Annotated in this window: 22 protein-coding genes; 14 read left to right on the top strand and 8 right to left on the bottom strand. The window is 43.6% G+C overall.

What is annotated here, in order from left to right; genetic code table 11:
• The first annotated feature begins 104 nt into the window (after positions 1-104).
• From NZ583_04400 to NZ583_04375, 6 genes are read left to right on the top strand one after another with little or no spacing between them, the layout of a single operon-like run.
• Positions 105-2174 (top strand): FAD-dependent oxidoreductase, encoded by a 2070-nt coding sequence (locus NZ583_04400; GenBank protein ID MCS7280854.1) that lies wholly within the window; start codon positions 105-107, stop codon positions 2172-2174.
• Positions 2171-2824 carry a methylenetetrahydrofolate reductase C-terminal domain-containing protein gene (locus NZ583_04395; GenBank protein MCS7280853.1) on the top strand — a complete coding sequence of 218 codons (654 nt, stop codon included), beginning with the start codon at positions 2171-2173 and terminating at the stop codon, positions 2822-2824. The genes NZ583_04400 and NZ583_04395 overlap by 4 nt, the downstream gene beginning before the upstream one ends.
• A 9-nt stretch (positions 2825-2833) precedes the next feature.
• Positions 2834-3721 carry a methylenetetrahydrofolate reductase gene (locus NZ583_04390; protein MCS7280852.1) on the top strand — a complete coding sequence of 296 codons (888 nt, stop codon included), beginning with the start codon at positions 2834-2836 and terminating at the stop codon, positions 3719-3721.
• Between the two features lie 13 nt (positions 3722-3734).
• A complete protein-coding gene (locus NZ583_04385; protein ID MCS7280851.1) occupies positions 3735-4517 on the top strand; it encodes a response regulator in 783 nt (260 codons plus the stop codon).
• A gap of 51 nt (positions 4518-4568) precedes the next feature.
• Complete coding sequence (locus NZ583_04380) at positions 4569-6116, top strand: GAF domain-containing sensor histidine kinase (protein MCS7280850.1); 1548 nt, start codon at positions 4569-4571, stop codon at positions 6114-6116.
• The gene (locus NZ583_04375; protein ID MCS7280849.1) at positions 6088-6732 is read left to right on the top strand and encodes a response regulator transcription factor; all 645 of its coding nucleotides are present in this window, start codon (positions 6088-6090) and stop codon (positions 6730-6732) included. Before NZ583_04380 ends, NZ583_04375 begins: the two co-directional genes overlap by 29 nt.
• Here the strand turns inward: NZ583_04375 and NZ583_04370 are convergent.
• Genes NZ583_04370 through NZ583_04355 form a run of 4 tightly spaced genes read right to left on the bottom strand, consistent with a single transcriptional unit; the run spans position 6729 to position 10752 of the window.
• Positions 6729-7652 carry a methylenetetrahydrofolate reductase gene (locus NZ583_04370; GenBank protein ID MCS7280848.1) on the bottom strand — a complete coding sequence of 308 codons (924 nt, stop codon included), beginning with the start codon at positions 7650-7652 and terminating at the stop codon, positions 6729-6731. The two genes, NZ583_04375 and NZ583_04370, sit on opposite strands and share 4 nt — an antisense overlap.
• A gap of 10 nt (positions 7653-7662) precedes the next feature.
• Positions 7663-8310 carry a methylenetetrahydrofolate reductase C-terminal domain-containing protein gene (locus tag NZ583_04365; GenBank protein MCS7280847.1) on the bottom strand — a complete coding sequence of 216 codons (648 nt, stop codon included), beginning with the start codon at positions 8308-8310 and terminating at the stop codon, positions 7663-7665.
• A 12-nt stretch (positions 8311-8322) separates the two neighbouring features.
• A complete protein-coding gene (locus tag NZ583_04360; GenBank protein ID MCS7280846.1) occupies positions 8323-9882 on the bottom strand; it encodes a nickel-dependent hydrogenase large subunit in 1560 nt (519 codons plus the stop codon).
• Positions 9883-10752 carry a hydrogenase small subunit gene (locus NZ583_04355; GenBank protein MCS7280845.1) on the bottom strand — a complete coding sequence of 290 codons (870 nt, stop codon included), beginning with the start codon at positions 10750-10752 and terminating at the stop codon, positions 9883-9885. It lies immediately after the preceding gene.
• A gap of 106 nt (positions 10753-10858) precedes the next feature.
• Here NZ583_04355 and NZ583_04350 point away from each other — a divergent pair, with 106 nt between their 5' ends.
• From NZ583_04350 to rpmB, 3 genes are all read left to right on the top strand, one after another.
• Positions 10859-11956, top strand: coding sequence for a radical SAM protein (locus tag NZ583_04350; protein MCS7280844.1), 1098 nt, complete (start codon positions 10859-10861; stop codon positions 11954-11956).
• Positions 11957-12003: 47 nt separating this feature from the next.
• Positions 12004-13176, top strand: a complete 1173-nt coding sequence (locus tag NZ583_04345) for an 8-amino-7-oxononanoate synthase (GenBank protein MCS7280843.1) — start codon at positions 12004-12006, stop codon at positions 13174-13176.
• A 70-nt stretch (positions 13177-13246) separates the two neighbouring features.
• Positions 13247-13438: a 50S ribosomal protein L28 gene (rpmB, locus tag NZ583_04340; GenBank protein ID MCS7280842.1), complete on the top strand. Its 192-nt coding sequence runs from the start codon at positions 13247-13249 to the stop codon at positions 13436-13438.
• On the opposite strand, the gene NZ583_04335 is transcribed toward rpmB, so the two are convergent.
• Together NZ583_04335 and NZ583_04330 are read right to left on the bottom strand one after the other, a co-directional pair.
• Positions 13439-15568 (bottom strand): bifunctional (p)ppGpp synthetase/guanosine-3',5'-bis(diphosphate) 3'-pyrophosphohydrolase, encoded by a 2130-nt coding sequence (locus NZ583_04335; protein MCS7280841.1) that lies wholly within the window; start codon positions 15566-15568, stop codon positions 13439-13441.
• Positions 15555-16538 carry an adenylate/guanylate cyclase domain-containing response regulator gene (locus NZ583_04330; GenBank protein MCS7280840.1) on the bottom strand — a complete coding sequence of 328 codons (984 nt, stop codon included), beginning with the start codon at positions 16536-16538 and terminating at the stop codon, positions 15555-15557. Before NZ583_04330 ends, NZ583_04335 begins: the two co-directional genes overlap by 14 nt.
• Positions 16539-16646: 108 nt before the next feature.
• Here NZ583_04330 and NZ583_04325 point away from each other — a divergent pair, with 108 nt between their 5' ends.
• Positions 16647-18851 (top strand): PAS domain S-box protein, encoded by a 2205-nt coding sequence (locus tag NZ583_04325; GenBank protein MCS7280839.1) that lies wholly within the window; start codon positions 16647-16649, stop codon positions 18849-18851.
• Here NZ583_04325 and NZ583_04320 read toward each other — a convergent pair.
• Positions 18825-19646 (bottom strand): protein phosphatase 2C domain-containing protein, encoded by an 822-nt coding sequence (locus NZ583_04320; GenBank protein MCS7280838.1) that lies wholly within the window; start codon positions 19644-19646, stop codon positions 18825-18827. The two genes, NZ583_04325 and NZ583_04320, sit on opposite strands and share 27 nt — an antisense overlap.
• Entirely contained in the window at positions 19646-21481 is a 1836-nt protein-coding gene (locus tag NZ583_04315) for a PBP1A family penicillin-binding protein (protein MCS7280837.1), read from the bottom strand. The genes NZ583_04320 and NZ583_04315 overlap by 1 nt, the downstream gene beginning before the upstream one ends.
• Before the next feature lie 22 nt (positions 21482-21503).
• On the opposite strand from NZ583_04315, the gene miaA reads away from it, so the two are divergent.
• From miaA to NZ583_04295, 4 genes are read left to right on the top strand one after another with little or no spacing between them, the layout of a single operon-like run.
• A complete protein-coding gene (gene miaA / locus NZ583_04310) occupies positions 21504-22442 on the top strand; it encodes a tRNA (adenosine(37)-N6)-dimethylallyltransferase MiaA (GenBank protein MCS7280836.1) in 939 nt (312 codons plus the stop codon).
• Positions 22439-22987: an SMC-Scp complex subunit ScpB gene (gene scpB, locus NZ583_04305; GenBank protein MCS7280835.1), complete on the top strand. Its 549-nt coding sequence runs from the start codon at positions 22439-22441 to the stop codon at positions 22985-22987. The genes miaA and scpB overlap by 4 nt, the downstream gene beginning before the upstream one ends.
• Entirely contained in the window at positions 22974-24005 is a 1032-nt protein-coding gene (locus NZ583_04300; protein MCS7280834.1) for a type IV pilus twitching motility protein PilT, read from the top strand. Before scpB ends, NZ583_04300 begins: the two co-directional genes overlap by 14 nt.
• Position 24006: 1 nt before the next feature.
• Entirely contained in the window at positions 24007-25128 is a 1122-nt protein-coding gene (locus NZ583_04295; protein MCS7280833.1) for a PilT/PilU family type 4a pilus ATPase, read from the top strand.
• Position 25129 lies beyond the last annotated feature (1 nt).

The raw sequence follows: 25129 nt of genomic DNA, 5'->3' as shown, positions 1-25129 counted from the left end.
ACAATTTCAGCCCCTCGCCACGGTAGTGGATCCGGTAGAATACGGTTTGAGGATACGGGTTTTTACGGATTGAAGTGGAATCTTAAAAGGCTATCATATTCTCGATGGTAAAAAGAGTGCATAGTATTGAAGACAGAACGCTCATCCCTCCCTGTCAGGATGCTTGTCCGCTAGATCAGGACATAAGGGAGTACGTGGATCTAATAGCACAGGGAAGGATAATGGAGGCTTTAAGGGTGATAAGGGATAAAAATCCTTTCCCTTCCATTTGCGCATTTGTGTGTCCTCACAAATGTGAAGAAAAATGTCGAAGAAGGTGGATCGATAAACCCATAGCGATAAGGGCTCTAAAGAGGTTCGCCGTTGAATTCGGTGGTGACCGGATGGTGAGGGAAAAAGTGGAAGACAAATATCAGGAGAGGATAGCGATAGTAGGCTCAGGTCCGGCGGGCCTTTCCTGTGCTTACTACCTCAGGATCCTCGGTTACCCTGTCACGATCTTTGAAGCTTTAAGCGAGCCAGGAGGAATGTTAAGGGTTGGTATACCAGAATTTAGGCTCCCTAAAAAGATGCTCGATCTGGAGATCGAAAGACTTACCCAGATGGGCATAGAGATAAGGGTGAACACTCCTGTAACCTCCTTGGATCTCCTTTTTGAAAAAGGTTACAAAGCCATTTTCGTGACCGTAGGTGCCCACCAAGGAAGAAAGCTTGGAATAGAAGGAGAGGATACCGATGGCGTAGTAGATGGCATATCCTTTCTAAGGGAGATAAATTTGGGTCTTAAAATGAAGGTAAAAGAACGTGTAACTGTTGTCGGTGGGGGAGGAGTTGCCGCGGACTGCGCTTTGGCTGCCATAAGACTTGGAGCAAAAAGAGTCGATATCGTATGTCTCGAAAGAAAAGAAGAGATGCCTGCTGGAAAAGACGAGATAAAACTGTGTGAGGACGAGGGAGTCATAATCCACCCGGGTTTTGGGGTAAAAGCTGTGATCACAGAAGAACGAAGCGTAAAGGGTCTCAAACTTATAAGATGCCTCTCTGTATTTGACGAACAGAAAAGGTTCAATCCCAAGTTCGACGAATCGGAGACTTATTTTCATGAGACCGATATGGTTATCTTTGCCATTGGCCAGATGCCAAAGATCCCAGAAGATTTTCATCTCCATGTGGAAAGGGGGACTATAAAAGTTGATCCTGTAACACTTACAACCAGTAGAGAGGGTGTTTTTGCCGGAGGAGATGCTGTCACCGGTCCAGCATCAGTTGTAGAAGCACTAGCCACAGGAAAGAAAGCGGCAAAAAGAATAGATGACTATCTCCGGATGAGATACCCCCTTGAGGACAAAAAAAAGAAGGAGAAAGTGCGGGACGAGATGAATCCGAGGACCGTTGAGATGATAAGGAAAATATCGAGGATCGAGCCCCCTCTTAAGCCAAAGGAGGAAAGGATAGAGAGATTCGAACCATTTGAGCTCGTCTACGACTGGAAAAGCGCTTTTTTGGAAGCAAAAAGATGCTTAAGGTGCGGTATTGGCGCAGAAATTCTCCATAAGGAAAAGTGCGCAAGCTGTCTTAGATGTGTGAGAGTGTGTCCTTATAGTAGTCCATTTGTGGACGAAAAAGGGGACGTCGAAATACCCGCCTCCGAGTGCGTCGCTTGTGGCATTTGCGTAAGCGAATGTCCCGCAAAAGCGATCTTCCTTCGTAAACCGTCAGATAGGCGTCAGATAGAACTCGAGTTACTTTATCTTTCATCCCGTCCAACAAGAGAAAAAAGTTTTTACATCGTTGGATTTGTGTGCCAGTACGGTCTCTTTGGAGAGGGCAGTTTGGCACGATTTTTTAGCATTCCGAAGACAGGGGTACATATAGTTCCGGTTCTATGCATCGGGAAACTGGAAACTGAGCACATAGTAGAGGCCTTTGAGCTTAATGCCCAGGGCGTATTTATTGCGGCCTGTGGGGAAGAGAGATGTGCAAGACAGAATACAGAAATGTTCGCGAAACTTAAAGCTGAAAGGGCAAAAGAGATTATACAGGGTCTGGGGTTAGAACCGGAAAGAATAAGGCTATTTAGTGGGTCGGAAAAAGATGTGGGAAAAACCCTGGACGATTTTATAGAAGTTGTAAGCAAGATAATCCTTAAACGAACATTGACGGGGGAAAGATGATAGTTGCAACAAGAAAACCGATCGAAGAAATAATAGGGTTTTTGGCCCCGTACGATAGTATTTTGATACTCGGTTGCGGAACGTGCGTTACGGTATGTAACAGTGGAGGAGAGAGGGAGGTTGCACTCATACACTCCGCACTGAGAGTCGCTCAAACAAAGGGTCTTCTGGATGGGAAAAGATTCCACGAGTATACGGTAAAAAGGCAGTGTGATAATGAATTCCTCGAGGCTATAAAAGGCAAATCTTATGAAGTCGATGCAATTCTTACACTCGCATGCGGAGTGGGTGTTCAGGTTTTGGCCGAGTTTTTTCCACACGTTGTCTGTATTCCAGGTCTGAACACCCTTTTTATGGGCTCTTCTTCTAAACTTGGCATCTGGGATGAGCGATGCGCAGGCTGCGGTGATTGCAGACTTTATGAAACAGGTGGGATATGTCCCATAACGAGATGCGCGAAGGGGATATTGAATGGGCCATGTGGTGGATCAAAAGATGGAAAGTGCGAGGTGGATAGAGAGATGGACTGCGGATGGATAATGATCTACGAGAGGTTACTGAAGTTAGGCAGAGTCCAAACTTTGAGAACTTACGTACCTCCAAGGGAATATAGTCTAAAGAAAAAGCCGAAACGGGTTATGATAGCTTGAAGACAGCTTATGGCGATCTCTTTATTTGAAGAAAAATTGAACTCAAAGAAGTTCGTTGTCACAGCCGAGGTTGGTCCACCAAAAGGCAGCGATCTTTCCCACACAAAAAAGATCATTGAACTGCTCAAAGACAGGGTCGACGCTTTAAATGTCACCGACCATCAAAGTTCTGTGATGAGGTATCCATCCTTAGGAGTATGTCTACTTATAAAGGAGATGGGCGGAGAGCCAATCCTTCAGATGACTTGCAGGGACAGAAATAGGATTGCCCTCCAAGCCGACCTTCTTTTCGCATACTCTAGGGGAATTAAAAACGTTCTCTGTCTTACGGGTGATGCGGTGGAGATTGGGGATCACAAAGATGCGAAGCCTGTTTTTGACCTCGATTCCGTGCAGCTTATACGGACGATAAAGACCCTTGAGAGTGGCTACGATCTTTCCGGGTCCAAGCTCTCTGGAAAGGTCGAGTTTTTTATTGGTGCCTCCTGTAATCCAGAAGCGGACCCCATTGAGCCGCAACTTTTCAAGTTCGAAAAGAAGGTCGAATCGGGAGCTCGTTTCTTTCAAACTCAAGGTATATACGATGTTTCGTCATTAAGAAAGTTCATGCAGTATGCTAGACAATTTCCGGTAAAGATATTAGCGGGCATAATTGTGCTTTTTTCCTACAAGATGGCTCTTTACATGAATGAGAACGTCCCGGGAATACGGGTACCATCAGAAGTACTTGAGGAATTAAGGGGTTTAGATAGGCAAGCCGCCGAAAAAAAAGGAATAGAGATAGCATCTCGTACCATCCGGAAGATAAAGGAAGAAAACCTCTGCCAAGGAATTCACATAATGGCCATCGGAAGAGAACACATAATACCGGAAGTTTTGGAGGCTTCCGGATTATAGAAAAGGAGGACTTATGGAAAACAAAAAAAAGATAATGATCGTAGACGACGAAAAAGAGTTTTTGGATGCGTTTAAAAGGACACTTGAGGCAAATGGCTTTTCCGTTGTCACTGCCTTCCACAAACATGAGGCCGAAAAGAAACTTACACAGGATAAACCAGATTTCATAATACTTGGCACGTTAACTCCAAGAGGTGACGCCTTTCACCTTCACCGCTTCATAAGGGAACATCCTAGGTTTAAGGATGTCCCTCTCATTGTGATAGATGCTCCTTTAGAAAAAAGACTTACGGAAGGGTGGAGCATGGACGAGGGAGTGCAAATGGACGCTGATGACTATGTGACAAAACCGATTGAACCTTCTGCTCTCATTCCCAGGATTCTAGTCCTCATCGAAAGAGCCTCGAGAAGGATTAAAGTGCTAATTGTAGATGACCATACGGTAGTTCGAGATGGGTTAAAAGTGGTTCTTAAGCTTCAAAAAGATATAGAGGTTGTGGGGGAGGCTGAAAATGGGTTGGAAGCGGTCGAGAAAACCCTAAGTCTCCTCCCAGATGTGGTAATAATGGACATTGTTATGCCTGTCATGAATGGTCTTGAGGCGGCAAAAAGAATAATAAAGGAAAGGCCGGAAACGAAGGTGATAATGCTCACCCAGTATGACGATGAAGAGAACATACTCAAGGCGGAAGAAGTGGGAGCTTACGGATTTATTCCAAAAAGGTCTGCCTCAGAGAGGCTCATATCCGGAATAAGACAGGTTTACGCAGGAAAGCGGTTGGAAAGGGCAGCCTAAATGTTGTGATCATATGGTGGAGTTGGTAATATTGTAATTGAGGGTTCGACTTTGTACGAGCTTCTAAACCTCATAGAGGATGAAGCCTTCGTCTTTACAAGGGACTACCGTGTCCTATTTTTGAACAACACTTTGGCCTCGAGGATCCCAAAAGCGGACGGTAGATGCTTCGAACTTTTAGAAAAGAGGGATATGCCATGTGATCACCCTCTTTGGGAGTGCCCCTTACCTAGGATTATACGGGAAAAAAGATCGTTTTTTATTACCTACCCGTACACCACGTCTGAGGATCCTTATCCAAAGTACATAAAAGTGTCCATATGGCCGATCTCTGACACGGAGTTTTTGGAGCTACGCAGGGATGTGAGTGCAGAAAGGCAACTCGAAAAGCAAATAATGATCCATCATAACCATCTTGATGCCATAAGCAAAATATCTAGGGCCGTAAGCGGACTTAAGGACCTGAGAATTATCTTAGAGACAGCTCTCAGTACAATCCTAGACATATTCGACGGGTCTATCGGCGGGATTATGCTTCTTGACGAAGAGAGATCTGTCTTAAGATACGAGGTCTGGAAGGGTTTCTCTTTGGGCATCATAGAGGGAAGGGAAGTAAGAAAGGGTGAGGGAGTTTCTGGGAGAGTTGCCGAAGAGGGAAGTCCAATATTACTAGGGGAGGTCCCGGAGTCGACAACTCTTTGCGCTGAGGGCATAAGGTCACTGATAAGTGTTCCTCTTAAGGCAAAAGAAAAGGTGGTGGGGGTTCTAAACGTCATGAGCACGATTCCTAAAAGGTTCACCAGGGAGGATATGTACCTCCTTTCTTCGGTTGGGCACCAGTTAGGTATGGCAATAGAACAGGCAAGACTCTACGAGAATCTGACAAACGCCAGGGAAAGGTATAGAAAACTTCTTCAGGTTGCCCTTGTTATACAGGAAGAAGAAAGGAAAAGAATAGCTAGAGAGCTTCATGATGAGACTAGCCAGAATCTTACGGCTCTCTCTCTTAACCTTCAGGCTATAAAGAATATGATTGAGGAGGAGGGACTCACTTCCGAAGTAAGAGAACTTATCAAAAAATCCCATGCTATAGCTGTAAGCGCAAGTGTGGAGCTTACGAGGATCATAAGGGAGCTTCGACCTACCCTTCTAGATACTTTGGGTCTTTTTGCAGCTATAAACCACTTGGTCGAAACAAATTTAAAACCTAAAGGAATCGAAACAGAGATCCGTTTTGAGGAATTACGAGAGAGACTCTCTTCTGAGACTGAGCTTGCTCTATTTAGAATAACTCAAGAAGCTTTGAGCAACATAGTGAGACATTCGCGGGCAAAAAAAGCAAGAATTATCTTTTCTTCGGAAGACAAAGAGTACAAATTAGTAATAGAGGACGATGGTATGGGATTCAACGTACATGAGATAAAGACTATAGAAGAAGGGGGAAGGGGCGCAGGACTATTTGGGATGAAAGAGCGGGTTAGACTCGTTGGTGGAAGGTGCAACATAGAGTCGAGTCCAGGTATGGGAACAAGGATAAACGTATATGTGCCCAGAAAAAAAGGAACGAGTGATGAGGAAGATAAAGATACTTATAGTTGATGATCACACGATGGTGAGGGACGGAATAAAAAGCCTTCTCTCTTTATGTGCCGATTTGCAAGTAGTGGGGGAGGCTGAGAATGGAATCGAGGCCCAAAAGAAAACCCAAGAACTGGAACCAGATATAATTCTTATGGATATCTCGATGCCTGGGATCGACGGGATTGAAACGACAAGAAGGATAATTTCGAGATTTAGAGGAACAAAAGTAATTATGCTCACCCAGTACGAAGGGAAAGATGAACTCTTAGACTCAATAAGGGCAGGGGCAAAAGGGTTCGTAAGCAAAAAGGCGGCTTCCACAGAGCTCGTTCAGGCAATAAGGGCAGTCTACACGGGAGGAGCCTATTTCTCGCCTTCCGTTGCAAAACTCCTTATAGAGGACTATAGAGATAAGAGGCTTGAAAAGACTCCATACGAAACTTTGACGGAAAGAGAGACACAGATACTAAAGCTCATCGGGGAAGGTTACTCTGACAAGGAAATAGCACAGATCCTTTTTATTTCTCCAAGAACAGTTGAGACCCACAAAGCGAAAATAATGGAGAAACTCCACCTTAAAAAGAAGGTGGAGCTTATAAAGTACGCCATAAAGAAGGGAATCGTCAAAGTTTAGAACTTAGGTCTTGGATAGAGGTTTGCCGCTTCCACGATCTCCGGTACAGTCTCTTCCCACTCTATAGCCATTATGTGGACTCCTGCTACACCTTTAACCTCTTTGAGCTCGTTTATTATGTCCACGCAAATCCTTATCCCTTCCTTTGGCACCTGATCCTTGGGAACGCCTTGGAGTCTTGTAATTATCTCGTCGGGCACATCCATTCCCGGTATCTTTGTCTTCATGTATTTTGCAGCACCTACAGATTTTAACGGCGATACGCCCGCTATAATCTTGACTTTCTCGTGTAAGCCCAAGTCGCACACCCTCTTCATCCACTCTTTGAACTTGGGGACATTGTAAATTATCTGCGTCTGAATAAAATCAGCACCTGCCTCAATTTTCTTTTTGAGTCTTAGGACTCTGAATTCAAAAGGATCAGCAAAAGGATTCTCGGCAGCACCTATAAAGAGTCTCGGCTCGTAAGGAATCGGTTCTCCATTCTGAAACTTTTTTTCGTCCCTCATATCCTTTACGATCTTTATGAGCTGTACAGAATCTATATCGTAGACACCTTTAGCATGGGGATGGTTGCCGAACTTCGGGTGATCACCCGTAAGGCAGAGGACATTATTTATACCTAAAGCCGCTATACCCAATATGTCCATTTGTAGTGCAATTCTATTTCTGTCACGGCAGGTCATCTGCACTATTGGATCTAGCCCAAACTCCTTTCCGATCAAGCAGGCGGCCCAGCTTGCCATTCTTACGACCGCAGTTTGACCGTCTGTGACGTTAAACCCGTCTACGTAACCGGAAAGAAGCTTGGCCTTCTTTCTTATAACTTCGGGATCCGCGCTCTGGGGTGGACCGACTTCTGCCGTAACTGCAAAATAACCGGCGTTCAAAACCCTCTCAAGGTTACTTTTCGTCTTCATTTCTTACCTCCTAGAACCTTTTTACAGGCGGACCGGCTATAAGGCTTAAACTCCAGTCTTTAGGAGCTACGAACATCTCCATCTTATCTAACCGACCGATCTCCTTCAACCTTTCGTATATTAGGTGCCATACGCACGGGATAGTCTCGTCAACCTCGCATTTTCCGTATTGGGAACCACCGCATGGTCCATTAAGTATATGCTTTGAACACCTGGCGATAGGACATAACCCTCCTGTGTATTCGAGGACACAATTTCCACATTCCATACACCTTTCAGCACCTTTCCATTCAGCGTGGGCTCCTCCTGATGATATCGTATTACACCCTGGATGAACCATCTTTTTTACGAGTTCAGCTACCACTTGGACTCCAGCCCCGTCTGTAAATACTATCAAGGAGTCTGCCTCGTCTATCTTCTTTTTGAAATTTTTCAACTTAATTGCTGAAAGTGCCTTATCACAGAGCATATCTACAACAACGTGTCCTGTAACTATCTTTCCTTTTTCCTCAAGCTTTTTTTTCATTTCTAATATCTCCCTTTCTCCTCCGCTCTCCCAACCCTCTGCGCATCCCTTACATCCGACTAAAAATACTTTCTTTTCTCCCTCTATGTATTCCATAATTTCTTCAAGGGGTTTCTGTTTCGAAATAAGCATCTCCCATCCTCCTTATGTTATACGAAAAGCCGTTCTTTCTTTTCCCCGTGCATCTATCAAGTGGATGGAACAGGCTAGGCAGGGATCAAAAGACCTTACTATCCTTACAATCTCGAACGGGTTTTTTTCATCCTTTATCTTTGTCCCTATTAACGCCTGTTCAAGGGCTCCAGGTTGATCCTTGTCATCCTTTGGTGAAACGTTCCAGGTTGAAGGCGTTATCACCTGATAGTTTTCGATCTTTCCTTCCTTTATCCTTATGGCATGGCACAATGCACCCCGGGCTGCCTCAAGTAGTCCTATGCCTTCCGATTCTTCCGGAATCTCATAAGGTACGTAGCACGGCTCTCCTATCTTTAAACTCAAAACCCAATCTTCCATAACTTCACTAAGAAGCTTCGTCTCTAGTGCCCGAGCCAGATGTCTGCCCATCGTTGAGAACATGTTTTCCAGCTTCACACCAATTTCAGAAAGAGTAGAATCCACAAGTTTCCTCACTTTCTCGTTCCCCTTTGCGTAGTTCACCATTATTCTGGCAAGGGGACCCACTTCATAGACCATCCCATCGTATCTTGGAGATTTTAGCCATGAATACGCACCGGCTTTTTCTGGTTTCGGAGCCGTGATTCCGTCCTTCGGATGTCTGGCTGTGGATGAATCTTCGTAAAAAGAGTACTTTACATACTCCGCGATCTTTGAAGGATCAATTTCCGAATAGGTCATGCTCGTGTCAGTTCTTCCGGAAGAATAGAACCTCTTTCTTTTTGTGAGATCTTTTTCCTTTCCTTCTAGGTCGTACACTCCAAATGATAGGAGTCTTCCGCAACCCTTTCCGATTTCAAAATAGTCCGAATATACTTTAGCAAGAGCAATCACATCGGGAAGGTACACATTTTCAATAAATCCTTTTATCTCTTTTAGCCTCCATAAAAAGCTTGAGATATTATCTGGCGTAGGAATCGATGCCACACCCCCTGGAAGTATCCCAACATTATGCGGCATCTTTCCACCGAAAATCGCAACCATTTCCTGGCCTTTCCGTCTTATGTTGAGTGCTTCAATGTAATGGCTTACCAAAGCCTCGTTCAATTTGTCTGGTAGTCTATAATCCCCCTCATACCTCGGAACAAAGGGGCTGAGTTCTCCTCTATTTATGAAGTTCTTTATCGAGGTAAGAAAAGGATCTTTACCCTCGTAACTTTTGATCTTCGTCACATCAACATAATCGAGGGAAGACAAATGATAAAAGTGGAGAACATGGTCGGACAGTTCGGAAGCTCCAAGAATCAGATTCCTTATGATCCTACCGTTGTCGGGAATTTTATCGTCGATTCCGAAAGCCGAATCGAGGTTAAGGGCTGCCGCCATGGCATGGGGAGTGGGACAGACTCCGCATACCCTCTGCGTTATAGTCTGAGCATCCCTTGGGTCCCTCCCTTTAAGTATTATCTCTAAGCCTCTAAATAGCATCCCAGAACTATTAGCCTGAACCACAGTGCCACCTTCTATCTCCACTTCAATCTTTAGGTGGCCTTCTATACGTGTTAAAGGATCTATAACTATCCTTCCCATTTATACCTCCTTGGGAAATTCAGCTTCTTCTAATTTGACGTAAATCGGAGAGATCTCATCGAGGAATCCCTCTGAACAACATCCGATGCACGTTGCGCCCGATCCGACACACCAATTTACTCTGCCGTTCCACATTCTTACCGGACAATCTGAGTACGTGACAGGTCCCCTGCATCCAAGCTCATAAAGGCAGCCAGGTTCTCCAAACTTTTTTGCAAACTTTCTCTCATCGTAGTAAGCCCTTCTTGGACAGTTCTCATGAATCGTCTGGGAGAAGAATAGCTTCGGTCTTCTCAGCTCATCGAGATCCTCTTCCCTTGGAAGCCCCATCAATAAGATGCTTGCCAGAGTACCGACAAACCAATCTGGGTGGGGAGGACAGCCGGGGATGTTAACATAGGGTGTCTTAATTCCGTACTCTTCTAAGATTTCTCCCACAGACTTACAACCGGTCGGATTGGGCCTAGCTTTTGGGATACCCCCAAAAGTAGCACAGGACCCTAATGCTGCAACGGCCATTGCCGAGGCGGATAGTTCTCTTATCCATTCGAGCATCGTTATTGGTTTTCCTTCCCTTTCCCCAATAACACCGTATATGCCGTTATCCTTTGTGGGGACTGCCCCCTCAATGATAAGAAGATACTTTCCTTTTTTTTCCGTACTTGTCTCCTTTAGCACCTCAAGGATTGCCTCACCCTGTCCTGCCATGATGTTTGGATGGAATCTCAGATTTATGTGCTTTTTAGGAAGAACCTCATCGATGAGAAGATTCTTTATATTAGGGTAGTCCGCGTTAAGAATCGATATGGAACATCCTGTACATCCTGCAGCCTGTATCCATATTGCAGGAACCTCCAAAACTTCTCCCATTTTTCCTCCTTTCGAAAAATAGACTGGCTCTTTTACGCGAAAAAGTTATGTTATGTAGAATTTCTTTGTCAAGAAAAATGTGAAAAAATGAACTATAATTAAAAACGTGGGTTTATGCCAACTGTGCGGTAAAAAAAATAGAGATATTTCCTCCTTTTTAGGTGTCTGTAAAAGTTGCATAATCGAGAAGGACGAAGCTTTAGAACACATTGAGAAGGCCCACGAACTATCGAGAACTAAGTTTGGCCTTCCGAAGAAGCCTCCCAAGTCAGAAGGTGGTGTGAGATGCAACATATGTGGAAATGAGTGCGTAATTGGAGATTTGGACAGAGGATACTGTGGCTTAAGAGAAAAGGAAAAGCATTTTCTCACTTATACCCAGGATTACGCAAATCTCCAATTCTATCACGATCCTCTGCCTACCAATTGCGTCGCCGACTGGGTTTGTGCAGGGGGAACCGGAACTGGATATCCAAAGCACGCTTACAGAAAAGGGCCCGAATACGGTTACAAAAATCTTGCCGTTTTTTTCTGTGCGTGTTCTTTTAACTGCCTTTACTGCCAAAACTGGCATTATCGCATTGAAACGAAAAAGTCCATTCGAGTTAGCAAAGAAACATTGCTTGAGGAGATCGACGATAAGACTAGTTGTATCTGTTTTTTCGGGGGTGATCCTAGCTGCCAGATGCCTTTTGCAATAGCTTTCTCAAAACTGGCGCTAAAAAAGAGTAAAAACAGGATCCTAAGGATATGTTTCGAGACTAATGGATCCATGAACCCTGCCCTTCTCGATGAGGCCTTTGAGCTTTGCCTTAGGAGTGGCGGATGCATAAAATTCGATCTTAAAGCTTACGACAAAAAGATACACAGGGCGATAACCGGTATGGATAACGAGCTCACCTTCGCGAATTTTATCTCAGTTGCCAAAAGATTCTCTTTGAGGCCAGAACCCCCGCCTGTTGTGGCAAGTACCCTTGTTGTGCCAGGTTACGTGGAGGAGGACGAGATCGCCAAAATAGCAGGTCTTATCGCAGAGATAAACGATAAGATCCCTTACGCGATTTTAGCCTTTTACCCCCATTTTTACATGAACGATCTTCCATTCGTCAGTCGTGATCTCATAATGGCGTGTTTTGAGGCAGCAAAAGCTCAGGGACTAAAAAACGTAAGGATAGGAAACGTGCACCTCATAAAAGGGTCTTAACCTTTTTGAGTTGAACTTAAAATTCCAAGCCTGTAAAATTTACGGCCATGTACGATCGTATAAAATCGATCTTATCCGAAATAAAAGAGTCCGGAAACTATAGGGTCTTAAGGTACATAAAACCGGTATCCGCAACAAAAATACTGTACAACGGCAAAGAGTATCTCAATCTATGTTCTAATAGTTACTTATCCCTCCATGTCCATCCCGTAGTTCTTCAAGCCGCAAAGGATGCTCTCCTTGAGTACGGAGCTGGCTCCTGTTCGTCGAGAAGCCTTTCTGGAAGTGTAGACATTCTAAAGATCTTTGAGAGAGATTTCGCCGATTTTAAAGGCTACAAGAAGTGTCTTGTCTTTTCTTGTGGATACATGGCAAACATGGGAATAATACCGACCATCACAACCGAAAAGGACACGATCTTTACAGATGAGCTTAACCATTCGAGTCTCATATACGCGGTGAGGCTCTCAAAGGCAAAAAAAGTCATATATAGACACAGAGACGTAAACCATTTGGAGGACTTAATAAAAAAAGAGTTAAAAAGAGACGGAAAAGGCTTTATAGTTACAGAAAGTATCTTCAGCATGGATGGTGACATAGCACCCTTGAAGGAGATTTTGGCTTTAAAAGAGAGGTACGGGCTTTACACGATCGTAGACGATGCTCACGGAACCGGTGTCTTTGGCGAGGACGGCTCTGGAGTTGAAGAGGCCTTAGGGATAAAAGGCTCAGCCGACATCCATATGGCCACATTAGGAAAGGCTTTGGGCTCTTTTGGAGGGGCTGTGTTTTCCGATCCGTATACCATTCGACTTTTAATAAACAGGGCAAAAACTTTCATGTATACGACGGCTCTTCCTCCTTCGATCGTTGCGGCCGCACATAAAGCTCTCAATTTAATAAGGGGGGATAAAGAATTAGTTAGACAACTTTGGGAAAACGTAAACTACGTGAGAGACCGATTAACCTCTTTAGGTTTTAATCTAAAAGAAAGTGTTGGACCAATAATACCAATAATCGTCGGCGATGACAGAACGACTGTTAAGCTCCAGAGGATGCTCATGTCGAAGGGTCTTTTCATACAAGCCATAAGACCGCCAACCGTGCCTCCCAACACCTCGAGACTCAGGTTCACAGTTGTTCGGGCATTTACAAAGACCGAACTGGACTACATTATAGATACGCTCTATAAGTCCGCACGGTTTTTTGGAATCGTATAGGGCTTACTTGACATGGTATGAGACAAGTTATAAAATACGAAACTTCAAGATCTACGCGCTCGGAGGAGTCATGGCAAGGACCTGTGAAATTTGTGGAAAAGGAAGGCAGGTCGGCTACAATGTATCCCATGCCAATAATAGGACAAAGAGGGTATGGCTTCCGAATTTACAAAACATAACCATAATCGATGGAAAGACAAAAAGAAAAGCAAGGGTCTGTACCAAGTGTATAAAGAGGGGGAAAGTTCAGAAGGCTATATGATCAGTGTCTTAACCTTTCGACGCTTTTTACACCTTTGATCCTAAGGATGGACTTTATCATTCGGTTCAGTTGGGATAAGTTTTCAATCTCAACCTCATAAATCCCTACTGCCGTTTTGTCAGGATAGGACATCGCATGAGCGTTGAGTATGTTCACTTTGTTTGTGCTTATCGCGGTACTTATGTCTGAGAGAAGCCCCTTTCTGTCTATTCCGTAGATTCTCAGTTTCACAGGATATGTCTTCCCTTCCTCCGAATCCCAGATCACGTCTATTTTCCTCTGTTCATCGTACGAGTGACAATTGGGGCAGTCCTCCGTGTGAATCGTAAGGCCCCTCCCCCTCGTTATAAAACCGAATATTTTATCGCCCGGGATAGGGCTACAACAACGCGCAAACCTAACAACAAGGCCATCGACCCCTTTTACTCTGATTGGAGCTTCTCTTACCTTATTTTTCTCTTTTGCAACTTTCGCTGGACTAGTCTGCTTTTCAGATTCTGGCAATAGTCTACCGAGTACCTGCAGCGGGGTATAGAGTCCGTACCCAATGGAGGCAAAAAGATCATCCACCTCCTCAAACCCGAACTCTTTTGCCACATTTTTTAGTTCTCCGGACTTTATAATCTTGGAGAGACTTAGATTCTTCCTCAAACATTCTTTTTCGAGTAAACTCTTTCCCAGTTCTATACTCTGTTCCCTCTGTTTCGCTTTTAAAAACTGTCGTATCTTGGTTTTTGCCCGTGACGTTTTCACAAATGCTAACCAGTCTTTGCTCGGTGTCTGAGAAGGAGATGTTATTATTTCGACCGTATCGCCACTTTTGAGCTTGTATTTTAAAGGGACGAGCCGCCCGTTCACCTTTGCACCAACACAGTGGTGACCAAGCTCCGTGTGAATCGCGTAGGCGAAATCGATAGGTGTTGAATCCCTGGGTAATTCCTTTACATCACCTTTTGGAGTAAAAACGTATATCTCTTCGGGGAAAAGATCCTCTGCTACCGCTTCCATTATCTCTTTGCCATCTTTGAGCTCGCTTATCGATTCTATCATCCTTCTAAGCCACGAGAAAATCTTCTCCTCTTTTGGATCGAAGACTTTGCCTTCCTTGTACTTCCAGTGGGCAGCTATACCTTCTTCAGCTATTTTGTGCATCTCTTTTGTTCGTATCTGAAATTCGATCTTTTCGCCGTGCAATCCTATCACTTTTGTGTGGAGCGACTGATACATGTTAGATTTTGGCATGGCTATGTAATCGGTAAACTTGCCAGGAATCGGTTTGAAGAAAGAATGGATTATTCCGAGTGCAAGGTAACATTCTTTTACCGTATCAACTATGACCCTGAACGCTATTAGATCGTATATATCTTCTAAATCTTTGTTTTCCTGCTTCATCTTTCGGTAGATGCTATATACTCGCTTTACCCTTCCTTGAATTTCAGCCTCTAGCTTGTACTCGTGGAATTTCTCCTTAACGGCAGTTACTACTTCATTTATGTATGCTTCCGTTTCCTTTCTAGTCCTTTTTAGCCTGTCCGTTATGCTTTTGTACTCTTTTGGATAGAGATACTTGAATGCAAGATCCTCCAATTCTCCCTTAAGCCATTCTATACCAAGCCTATGTGCTAGAGGCGCGTATATTTCTAAAGTCTCCTTTGCAATCTCCACCTGCTTCTGCCACGGCATGAAATTGAGCGTCTGCATATTGTGATACCTATCGGCCAATTTAATCAGGATGACCCTTATGTCTTTGCCCATTGCCACTATCATTTTCCTTAGTGTCTCTGCCTTTGTGTCCTCGTGTGGTTTTACATCTATCCTGCTTATCTTTGTAACACCATCTACGAGGGAGGCGATCTCGGACCCGAAATGTTGCTCTATATCTTCTTTCTTTACGTGCGTGTCTTCTATCGTGTCGTGTAATAGTCCAGAAACGATGCTTGGAATGTCAAGATTCATTTTTGCCAGGATGTATGCAACAGCTAGCGGATGGACGAGGTACGGTTCTCCGGAAAGTCTTAGTTTTCCCCTGTGGGCTTGTGCGGAAAAGACGTACGCTTTTTTAAGTAGCTCAAAGTCCGCGTTCGGATTGTACTTTTGAACTTCCTCTAGGATGTCGTTAAACCTGACCATTATCTAAGAATCTATAAAAAACAGTCGGGGCAGAACCTTCCTTTACGGAAATAGTACCAGCCTTTTCAAAAGGAAAATTAGACCGTAATTTTGCTTTAGTTTCTTCGGTTATGAGAATTTCCCATGCTCTTGCCATTTTTTGTAATCTGGCAGCAATGTTAACGGGTGTTCCGAAGGCGGTGTATTCTCTTTTTTTCGCCGAACCAAATATGCCTGTTATGGCATAACCAGTGCTTATACCAATGCCGACTTTTAGGATACCCCCATTTTCTCTCATCTTCCGAACTATATCTATTGCGCATAATACGGCACTTTCCTCGTGTCTGTCCAATTCAATCGGTGCGCCAAAGATAGCCATTACGCTATCTCCGATGTATTTGTCTAAAAGCCCGCCGTATTTTGTGATGATTTCGCTTATTGGCTCGAAGTAGTACCTGTTCATAAGCTGGGCCAGTTCAAGAGGGTGGATAGAAAGGGCCAACTGACTAAAACCTCTAACATCAGAAAAAAGAATCGTTACGTGCGAGAGTCTGGGAGATAGATGATCAGGCTGTTTTATAAGCTTTTCTAGAATATCTGGCTGTATGAACTGTTTTATCCTCCTTTTTATGTAACATTCCTTCACCTTGAGCTTAAGAAACCTATTCTCGAAAGGTTTTGTAATAAACCCGTCAACCCCCAGTTCTATTGCTCTTATACTCATCTCCACTGTTCCGTATCCGGTAAGTACTATCTTGGCAATTCCATGGTTCAGTTTGTTAATTTCCTCTATTGTCCTTAGTCCATCGAGTCCGGGCATTATGAGATCACATATGACAACGTCTATACTTTCCAGATTCTCTCTTACTACGGCTATACCCTCTTCACCTGTCTTGGCAGTGTAAACCCGGTGCCCGTCTTCCTCGAGTAACCTTTTTAGAATCCTTCTTATTCCATCTTCGTCGTCTATTACAAGGATACCGAAGCTCATGGGGAAGTTTGGATTAATAATAGCCCAATGGGACCGAAATGACAAGTTCGGTACCGAGTTTGAAAATGGAAAAAACTTTCTTATAATTAAAGCTTGACGGTGACGAACATGAGAGAGATACAAAGCACGCAGGAGATTGAATCACTTAAGAAAAAAATAGCTGAGCTCGAAAACTCCATTTTGGAACTAAAAAAGAGAGAGGCTGAACTTAAAGAGGTAGAAAAAAAGTTTAGAAATATATTCGAAAACGCAACAGAGGGTATTTTTCAGACAACCCCGGATGGAAAAATACTCAACGCCAATCCCTCTTTTGCAAAGATCCACGGATTTTCCTCTCCCGAAGAGATGATAAGGGAGATTAAGGATCTTGCCCGTGATCTTTACGTTGATCCGAAAGACAGGCAAAGACTCTTAGAGCTTGTCGAAAAAGAAGGTAAGGTGAACAATTTCGAAGTCAAAATGCGTAAACGGGATGGTTCTATCCAATGGATATCTATCAATATGAGGGCTATAAAGGACCAGAATGGTAAAACCCTTTACTACGAAGGCACAATGCAGGATGTTACGGAGAGAAAACTCGCAGAGGAAGCTTTGCGTGAAAGTGAGGAAAGATACCGGATAGCCATAGAGAACTCAAATGACGGTGTAGCCATTGTATCAGATTCTACCTTTTTATTTGTCAATAAAAGGTTTGTCAAGATCTTTGAGTATGAAAGTCCGGAAGAGATCATAGGAAGGCCCGTAGTCTCCGTTGTCTACCCTGAAGACCACGAAGTTGTGGAAAGTATAACTACCAAAATAGCGGAAGGTGATTCTCTCCCTAAAGGTTACGAATTCAGAGGAATAACAAAGACGGGAAGAGTCATTTACATCGAGGTCTCAGTAGCGAGTATAAGTTTTAAAGGTAGGCAAGCTCATCTCTTTTATTTAAGGGACATAACGAAAAGAAAGGAATCTGAAAAATTGTTAAGAGAGGAAAAGGAAAGGCTAAACACACTTCTTGAGAATGCTCCCATCGGGATAGCACTAATCAGTGAGAATGGGGTTTTCAAATACGTCAATCCGAAATTCAAAGAGATATTCGGCTACGATATAAAAGACGTTCCAGATGGCAGAACATTTTTGAGAAGACTTTTCCCAGATCATGAGACAAGGAAAATGGTTATTTCGGGGTGGATCGAAAACGTAAGAAACACACAGACCGGACAGAAGTTTCCTAGAATCTTTACCGTCCAAACTAAGGATAACGAAAAAAGGATAGTCAACTTCATTCCCGTGCGGCTCGCAACGAAAGAACATATAATAGCTTTTGAAGACATAACGGAACGGATAGAGGCCGAGGAAGCTCTAAGGAGGTCCAAAGACGAACTGGAAAGACTAAATAGGATCAAGTCTAAGGCTATAGACCACATATCCCATGAACTTAAAACCCCAACATCGGTCCTTTTGGGGAACATAAGGATAATGAAGAAGAGACTGAAGGAGATGGGCTTATTTGAGACCTTCAGGGAGATTGTAGAAGCTATGGAGAGAAACGTAACAAGGCTTTTGGAGATATCAAGAGAAACTGACGAGATATTTAGATCCCAGACAGAATTTCAGAGCGTATCCCTTACCCTAGAGATGGAAGATTTTTTAAGAAGGCTTGAGAGGATGAGGGAGATACCTCAGGCAATTAGATTTTACTGGGATGCTATAAAAGATTGGCTAAGTAAAGTCATTATCGGCGAAAGCGACGATGTACATGACGTGGAACTTGGGCCTTTCCTTAAAAAGCTGATTACGACAACGAAAGAAAAAATAGGACACAGAGAGGTCGATCTGTTTTTGAAAAATGGTGAAGGTATGAGTTTGAAAATAAATCAAAAGATCCTCCAAACCACTCTCGAAGGGATCTTAAAGAACGCTATAGAAAATACCCCAGATGGCGGTATGATCTCTGTTGAAGTAGAAAGAAATGACGAAAATATCTTAATCCACATAAAGGACACGGGCGTTGGCATAACAAGCGAGAATTTGGCCCATATATTCGATGGCCTCTTCCACACGGAGGCTACAGAATTGTATAGATCGAAAAGACCTTACGATTTCGGAGCTGGGGGTAAAGGGTTAGAACTATTCATGATAAAGAGATACTCTCTGAAATACGGTTTCGACATATCAGTAAAGAGCGAAAGGTGTATCCATATCCCAACGGAAAAGGATGTCTGTCCGGGAGATACAAGTGTCTGTCGCTACATCTCTCATCCTAGCGAATGTAAGAATACTGGAGGAACGACTTTCACCTTATCCTTCCCTCTCCCAAACCCGTAAAATATTCATCTTCGTCCTTTCTAACTTATCGGTATAATCCCTGAGATCCACAACAACTACAGTGATATTATCCATCGATCCAAGGTTTAGCGACTTTTGGACTATGCTTTGGGCTATTTCGTCTGCTTCCTTTTTTCTGCGAGCTATATCTATCACATCCTCAGGTTCAAGTACGTCCCATACCCCGTCGCATGCGACAATAGCATAATCGTTCTCCTTAGAAAGGTATCCTTCCACGATCCTCGGATTGGCTATGACGTAAGGTTTGAGATAAGGATCGCCTAAAGCCCTTGAAATGGCAAGAATCCCTTGAACCCTTGGGATGTCATACGTTATGACCCTTCCTCCCATCTTTTCGATCCTCTCTTTCTCCTTTGGGAAGTATGGCTTGTGATCCCTAGTTAAGACTTCTACGCCGTTTTCTGTCCCGATTACTATTTTTGAATCTCCCGCATTGGAGGCATAAAACCGGTCTTCCCATACGTATAATATTGCGGCGGTCGTACCGCTTGCTACTTTTTTTTCAACGAGGTAAGAATCGACGGCAAGATACGCTTCCTCTATAAGACTTATCGGATCTTCTTCTTTTCTTGTCCTAAGGAGATGGATGAAATAGGGAGTGAGCATCTCTGAGGCTACCTGAGCAGCCATTTTTCCGCCGTGTCCATCGTAAATTTCCGCACTGAAGAAGCAAAGATCTGAGAACCTGTAGATAGCGTATTCGTCTTCGTAACTATCCCTGTAACCTATCTCTTCGCTGATCCCTGTTTTTATGAGATCTACCGGTGGGGCCATTACGGACCTTCAAATTCTTTCCGTTCGTACATTGGCAGAACTTTAGACATAAATTCAACCCAAATAGGAAGGGCAGCCTGGGCTCCCGATTCTCCGCTGCCTAACTTTTTTCCTCTGTCATAACCTACCCATACAAGACATAGAAGGTCAGGGGAAAAACCTACGAACCAGGCATCCCTGAAATCGTCAGTAGTTCCGGTTTTGCCCGCAAGCTTATAGGGTAGTCGACTTGCAAGTTTTGCTGTTCCATTCTTTATAACCCCTTCCATCATCGATATCAGTTCTCCTGCGACATCCTCTTCAACAACCTTCTCTTCTTCGTCCTCTTCGTTTGGGATTATGATCTCACCGTGTATGTCTCTTACCTCCTTTATTGCCCGAAGTTCAATTTTCGAACCGAGTCTTGCTATGGTTAGATAAGCTTTAGCAAGCTCAATTGGTGTTACGTCACAGGTTCCTAAGGCTAACGAGAGATTCCTTTCGAGCTCACTTTTGATTCCGAGTCTTTTTGCAACATCCAAAACACTATCCAGACCTACATTTTCCAATAGTCTTACGGTAGCAGTGTTAAGGGAGAGTTCGAGAGCCCTTCTCATTGATACGTATCCGTGATACTCGTCTTTGTAATTCTTTGGTGCCCAAACTCTGCCAGTTGTGGAATCCTTATATGAGATAGGTGCATCCAAAAGGACATGATCGGGAGATAGTCCTTTCTCAAGAGCCGCAAGGTAAATGATAGGTTTAAATGCACTTCCGGGTTGTCTTCGGGCCTGGTAGACTCGATTGAATGGTGAAACGACGAAATCCTTTCCGCCTACCATGACCTTTATATCACCTGTCTTTACTTCCACTGCCAAAAGGGCCACTTCAGGAAGCTCCTTTGCATTCGGATGTCTTGCCTTATAGAGGTTCAAACCTTTAGAGATAGCCTCGTAAGCGTAATCCGTCATCTTAAGATTTATCGTTGTGTGTATGCTCATCCCACCAGTGTATATTAGATCCTTCTTTTCGAGTTGCTCCTCTAGGATGTCTTTTACGTATTCTACGAAGTAACCGGTCTTCTTTTCATACATCCTCCTCTGAGACACATTGAGAGGGGTTTTTGACGCTTGCTCATACTGCGCTTTTGTTATGAAACCACCCTCGTACATTCTCTTTAAAACGTAGTTCCGTCTGGCCAAGATCCTTTCCGGGTTTTTAAATGGCGAAAGCTTGGATGGGGATTTTGTTAGAGCCGCAAGAGTTGCCGCCTCAGGAAGGGTCAAATCTTTCGCCTTTTTTCCGAAATAGGCGTAACTTGCCGCTTCAACTCCATAGCAACCTTCACCAAGATATATGAGGTTCAAATACATTGCCAGTATCTCGTCTTTCGAATAGGTCCTCTCTATCTGGATTGCGAGAAGTGCCTCTTCTATCTTTCTCTTTAAAGTTTTCTCAGGTGTAAGGTAGAGATTTCTGGCAAGCTGTTGGGTTATGGTGGAGCCACCCTCTACAATCCTACCTTTTACAAGATTATTGTAGAGGGCCCGGAATATACCTCTAATGTCAATGCCAAAGTGCTTGTAAAACCGAATATCTTCCGCTGCTATGAAGGCGTACTTCAGGTGATTAGGCATTTCGCTTAAAGGGATTGGTATCCTCTTTTCGACGAAGAGTTCTGCAAAAAGCGTTCCGTCGTCGGAGTAAAGTCTGGTCGTAGATCTAGGACGGAAGCTTTCTAGCTGTTTTACGTCTGGAATCTCGAGATAGTTCACAAGGGAATAGGCGAATCCAACCCCAAGTAAGACAGGTATAAGCAGTAGCACTATTGCAATTTTCAGGTGCCTCGAGTACATTTGAGTGTATTATTATATTCCAATGTCGCGGAATCCTTCAAACCTTCCAAAGATAATAGTTATCGGCGGGCCAACCTGTTCTGGAAAGTCTGATCTCGGTATATATCTAGCCAAAAAGTACGGTGGCGAAATCATAAATGCTGACTCTTTACAAGTATATAAGTACTTCGATATAGGAACGGCAAAACCTGATCCGGCTTTAAGAAAAACCGTTCCCCACCACTTAGTAGATGTGGTCGAGCCAGATGAAGAATTTGACGCCAAAAGATTTGTGGAATTGGCAGATTCTGCTATAGAGGACATAAAAGGTAGGGGAAAAATACCAATTGTAGTTGGAGGAACAGGTCTCTACATAAGAGCCTTACTCTTTGGCCTTTTTGAGGCCAAAAAGGACAAGGATCTGAGAAGGAGACTGAGCGAAAATTATTTACGAGATCCTTTCGCTCTCTATGAAAAACTCCTAATGATAGATTCAGAGTACGCAAAAAAGATAAGCCCCAAGGACAGAATAAGGATAGTTAGGGCATTGGAAGTCTATTACACGACAGGTAGAAAGATGTCCGAATGGGAAAAAATTCACGGTTTTAAAGAATTGAGATACGACGCTTTATTTCTTGGATTACACCGTGAAAGAAAAGAACTCTACTTTCGGATTTCGGAAAGGGTGGATAGGATGCTGGCCAATGGATGGATAGAAGAGGTAAGGTCCATACTTTCGATGGACTTTCCAGAGGATATAAAGCCGATGAGGGCCATAGGATATTCAGACATCCTGCGGTACCTGAAGGGTGAACTTTCGTACACGGATATGGTAAGAATAATCAAGAAAAAGACGCGAAATTATGCGAAAAGACAGATTACCTGGTTTTCGAAAGAGAAGTATCTAAAATGGTTTGTCTTTCCAGAAGAGATCCGAAAGATAGAGGAAGAAGTACGGCTTTTTTTGGGGTCTGAGACTTGAACCTAAAGACGATATTAGAGGCAATACTCTTTGTGAGTTCAAAACCTATCTCTTTCTCATTAATTGCAAAGAGGCTTCCCGAATTTGATCCCCAAGATATAAAGCAGGCTTTGGATGAACTAGTAAAAGAGTACAAAGAGAATGGAAGACCTATAGAGATCGTTGAGGTTGCAACAGGCTACCATATGAGGACTAAAAAAACTTACGCAACGTATATCGAAAGGTTTGTGAAAAAAAGAGAACCGATCCTTACAAAATCTATGCTCGAAACTCTTGCAATAGTAGCTTACAAGCAACCTATAACGAAGAAGGAGATAGATAGATTAAGGGGGGTCGATTCATCGAGAGCCTTAAAAGGGCTCCTCGAAAAGGGGTTTATTAGGGTTTCGGGCAAAAATAAGGCTTTGTCCTCAACGGTCTTTGAGACCACAGAGATTTTCTTAGAATCGTTTGGTCTAAAAAGCTTAAGTGACCTTCCCGGTGTCTCTGAAGCAGAAGAATTGGGGTTAGGATCGATAAGGGGGTGTAACGATGGATATATCTGAACTTCTTTTATTCATGGTTGAAAACCAAGGCTCCGATCTCCATTTGTCGGCTGGTGAACCTCCAATGATAAGGATCCACGGGGATATGAGAAAGTTGGAGATGCCTCCTCTAGACAAGGACGAAGTGCACAGAATGATTTACGACATAATGAATGATCAGCAGAGAAAGATTTATGAAGAGAATTTCGAGCTCGATTTTTCTTTTGCACTGGGAGATATAGCAAGATTTAGAGTCAACGTTTTTCGTCAGCTCCGTGGCGATGCTGCGGTTTTTCGAACGATACCTATGAAGATACCGACCTTTGAAGAACTTAATTTGCCAAAAGTCTTTGCGGAGATTGCGAGTTTAGAAAAGGGTCTGGTACTTGTTACTGGCCCAACGGGTAGTGGTAAATCGACAACCCTTGCTGCAATAATTGACTATATAAACACCCACGAAAAGGGTCATATACTTACCATTGAGGACCCCATAGAGTTTGTACACAAATCTAAAAATTGCCTGGTTAACCAGCGCGAACTAGGACCCCACACGAAAAGCTTCGCCAATGCACTAAGAAGCGCCTTAAGGGAAGATCCGGACGTAATACTGGTTGGAGAAATGAGGGATCTGGAGACAATCTCATTGGCATTGACCGCAGCAGAAACTGGCCATCTAGTTTTCGGAACTTTACATACTAGTGGAGCTCCGAAAACCGTAGATCGAATAATAGACGTTTTTCCCCCTGCTCAACAGGCCCAAGTCAGGGCAATGTTTGCGGAATCGATTCAGGCTGTCATTTCGCAGGTTCTTTTTAAGAGGAAGGATGGTAAAGGGAGAGTTGCAGCCTTTGAAATAATGCTTGGAACACCTGCGGTGAGAAACTTAATAAGGGAAGGAAAAATCGCCCAGATCCCTTCAATTATGCAGACAAGTAGGGCAATCGGGATGCAGACGATGGAGGCAGCTTGTCAAGAACTTTTGGCCAAGAATCTCGTCACTAAAGAAGAGGTAGCCTTTTATTTGCCACAGGGGAGGTAAGATGGAGAGGGATCTAAAAAAATACCTTAGGTATATGGTTGAGAAGGATGCCTCCGACATATACATAACGGTCGGAGTTCCTCCTATGTTCAGGATTGAGGGTGAAACCTATCCTTACGATGAGCCACCGCTTTCTCCTCAAGAGACTGAAAGCATAGCCTTCTCAGTAATGAATGAGAGACAAAAAAAAGAGTTTATAAACGAGCTCGAAATGAATCTCGCCCTTTTCTATCCTGAACTTGGCAGATTCAGGGTAAACGTATTTAGACAGAAATCTTACGTTGGGCTTGTCATAAGACAGATAAAGACCCAGATAAAGTCTATAGATGAACTGGGGCTTCCTCAGATATTCAAAGACATCGCCATGAGCAAAAGGGGGCTTGTCTTAGTTGTTGGAGGGACAGGGAGCGGAAAATCTACTACCCTTGCAGCCATGATAGACTACAGAAACTCAAATCAGAGGGGACATATAGTAACCATAGAGGATCCAATAGAGTTCGTCCACGAACACAAAATGAGTGTCATTACCCAGAGGGAGGTTGGATTCGACACACACTCTTTCTTCAACGCTTTGAAGAACACTTTAAGACAGGCACCAGATGTGATACTTATCGGGGAGATCAGGGATAGAGAGACGATGGAACATGCCATTACTTTTGCCGAGACAGGCCATCTCTGTATGGGAACACTCCATGCCAATAACGCGAATCAGGCAATAGAACGGATAATAAATTTTTTCCCAGTAGAAAGGCACCTCCAGATATACATGCAGTTGTCTTTGAATCTTAGAGCGATAATATCCCAGAGGTTAATCCCGGGTGTTGATGGAAAAAGGGTTGCAGCCGTTGAGATCCTCTTGGATTCAGCCAGAGTAAAAGATTTGATCCTTAAGGGTGAGATAGGACTTCTCAAAGAGGCCATGGCTCAGTCCACAAATGAAGGGATGCAAACTTTCGACCAGCACATATTCGAACTTTACATGCAAGGAAAGGTCGACCAAAATAACGCCATTGCGTACGCAGACAGCCCAAATGACATGAGGCTTAAGATAAAGATGGCCCAGATCACAAAAGAAGAAACTGAAAAGAAGACTAGAGGCTTCAAGCTAAAGCTCGACTCGTGAC

This window comes from Thermodesulfobacteriota bacterium (genome assembly GCA_025062045.1).
Lineage (GTDB): Bacteria > Desulfobacterota > Syntrophorhabdia > Syntrophorhabdales > JANXAF01 > JANXAF01.
Note: the sequence above shows the minus strand (reverse complement) of the source record. Positions and strands in the feature narration are given on the sequence as shown.

Coding starts and splice junctions, on each gene's coding strand:
- NZ583_04400 (MCS7280854.1), top strand. CDS start 105: ATGGTAAAAAGAGTGCATAGTATTGAAGACAGAACGCTCATCCCTCCC.
- NZ583_04395 (MCS7280853.1), top strand. CDS start 2,171: ATGATAGTTGCAACAAGAAAACCGATCGAAGAAATAATAGGGTTTTTG.
- NZ583_04390 (MCS7280852.1), top strand. CDS start 2,834: ATGGCGATCTCTTTATTTGAAGAAAAATTGAACTCAAAGAAGTTCGTT.
- NZ583_04385 (MCS7280851.1), top strand. CDS start 3,735: ATGGAAAACAAAAAAAAGATAATGATCGTAGACGACGAAAAAGAGTTT.
- NZ583_04375 (MCS7280849.1), top strand. CDS start 6,088: ATGAGGAAGATAAAGATACTTATAGTTGATGATCACACGATGGTGAGG.
- NZ583_04370 (MCS7280848.1), bottom strand. CDS start 7,652: ATGAAGACGAAAAGTAACCTTGAGAGGGTTTTGAACGCCGGTTATTTT.
- NZ583_04365 (MCS7280847.1), bottom strand. CDS start 8,310: ATGCTTATTTCGAAACAGAAACCCCTTGAAGAAATTATGGAATACATA.
- NZ583_04360 (MCS7280846.1), bottom strand. CDS start 9,882: ATGGGAAGGATAGTTATAGATCCTTTAACACGTATAGAAGGCCACCTA.
- NZ583_04355 (MCS7280845.1), bottom strand. CDS start 10,752: ATGGGAGAAGTTTTGGAGGTTCCTGCAATATGGATACAGGCTGCAGGA.
- NZ583_04345 (MCS7280843.1), top strand. CDS start 12,004: ATGTACGATCGTATAAAATCGATCTTATCCGAAATAAAAGAGTCCGGA.
- rpmB (MCS7280842.1), top strand. CDS start 13,247: ATGGCAAGGACCTGTGAAATTTGTGGAAAAGGAAGGCAGGTCGGCTAC.
- NZ583_04335 (MCS7280841.1), bottom strand. CDS start 15,568: ATGGTCAGGTTTAACGACATCCTAGAGGAAGTTCAAAAGTACAATCCG.
- NZ583_04330 (MCS7280840.1), bottom strand. CDS start 16,538: ATGAGCTTCGGTATCCTTGTAATAGACGACGAAGATGGAATAAGAAGG.
- NZ583_04325 (MCS7280839.1), top strand. CDS start 16,647: ATGAGAGAGATACAAAGCACGCAGGAGATTGAATCACTTAAGAAAAAA.
- NZ583_04320 (MCS7280838.1), bottom strand. CDS start 19,646: ATGGCCCCACCGGTAGATCTCATAAAAACAGGGATCAGCGAAGAGATA.
- NZ583_04315 (MCS7280837.1), bottom strand. CDS start 21,481: ATGTACTCGAGGCACCTGAAAATTGCAATAGTGCTACTGCTTATACCT.
- miaA (MCS7280836.1), top strand. CDS start 21,504: ATGTCGCGGAATCCTTCAAACCTTCCAAAGATAATAGTTATCGGCGGG.
- NZ583_04300 (MCS7280834.1), top strand. CDS start 22,974: ATGGATATATCTGAACTTCTTTTATTCATGGTTGAAAACCAAGGCTCC.
- NZ583_04295 (MCS7280833.1), top strand. CDS start 24,007: ATGGAGAGGGATCTAAAAAAATACCTTAGGTATATGGTTGAGAAGGAT.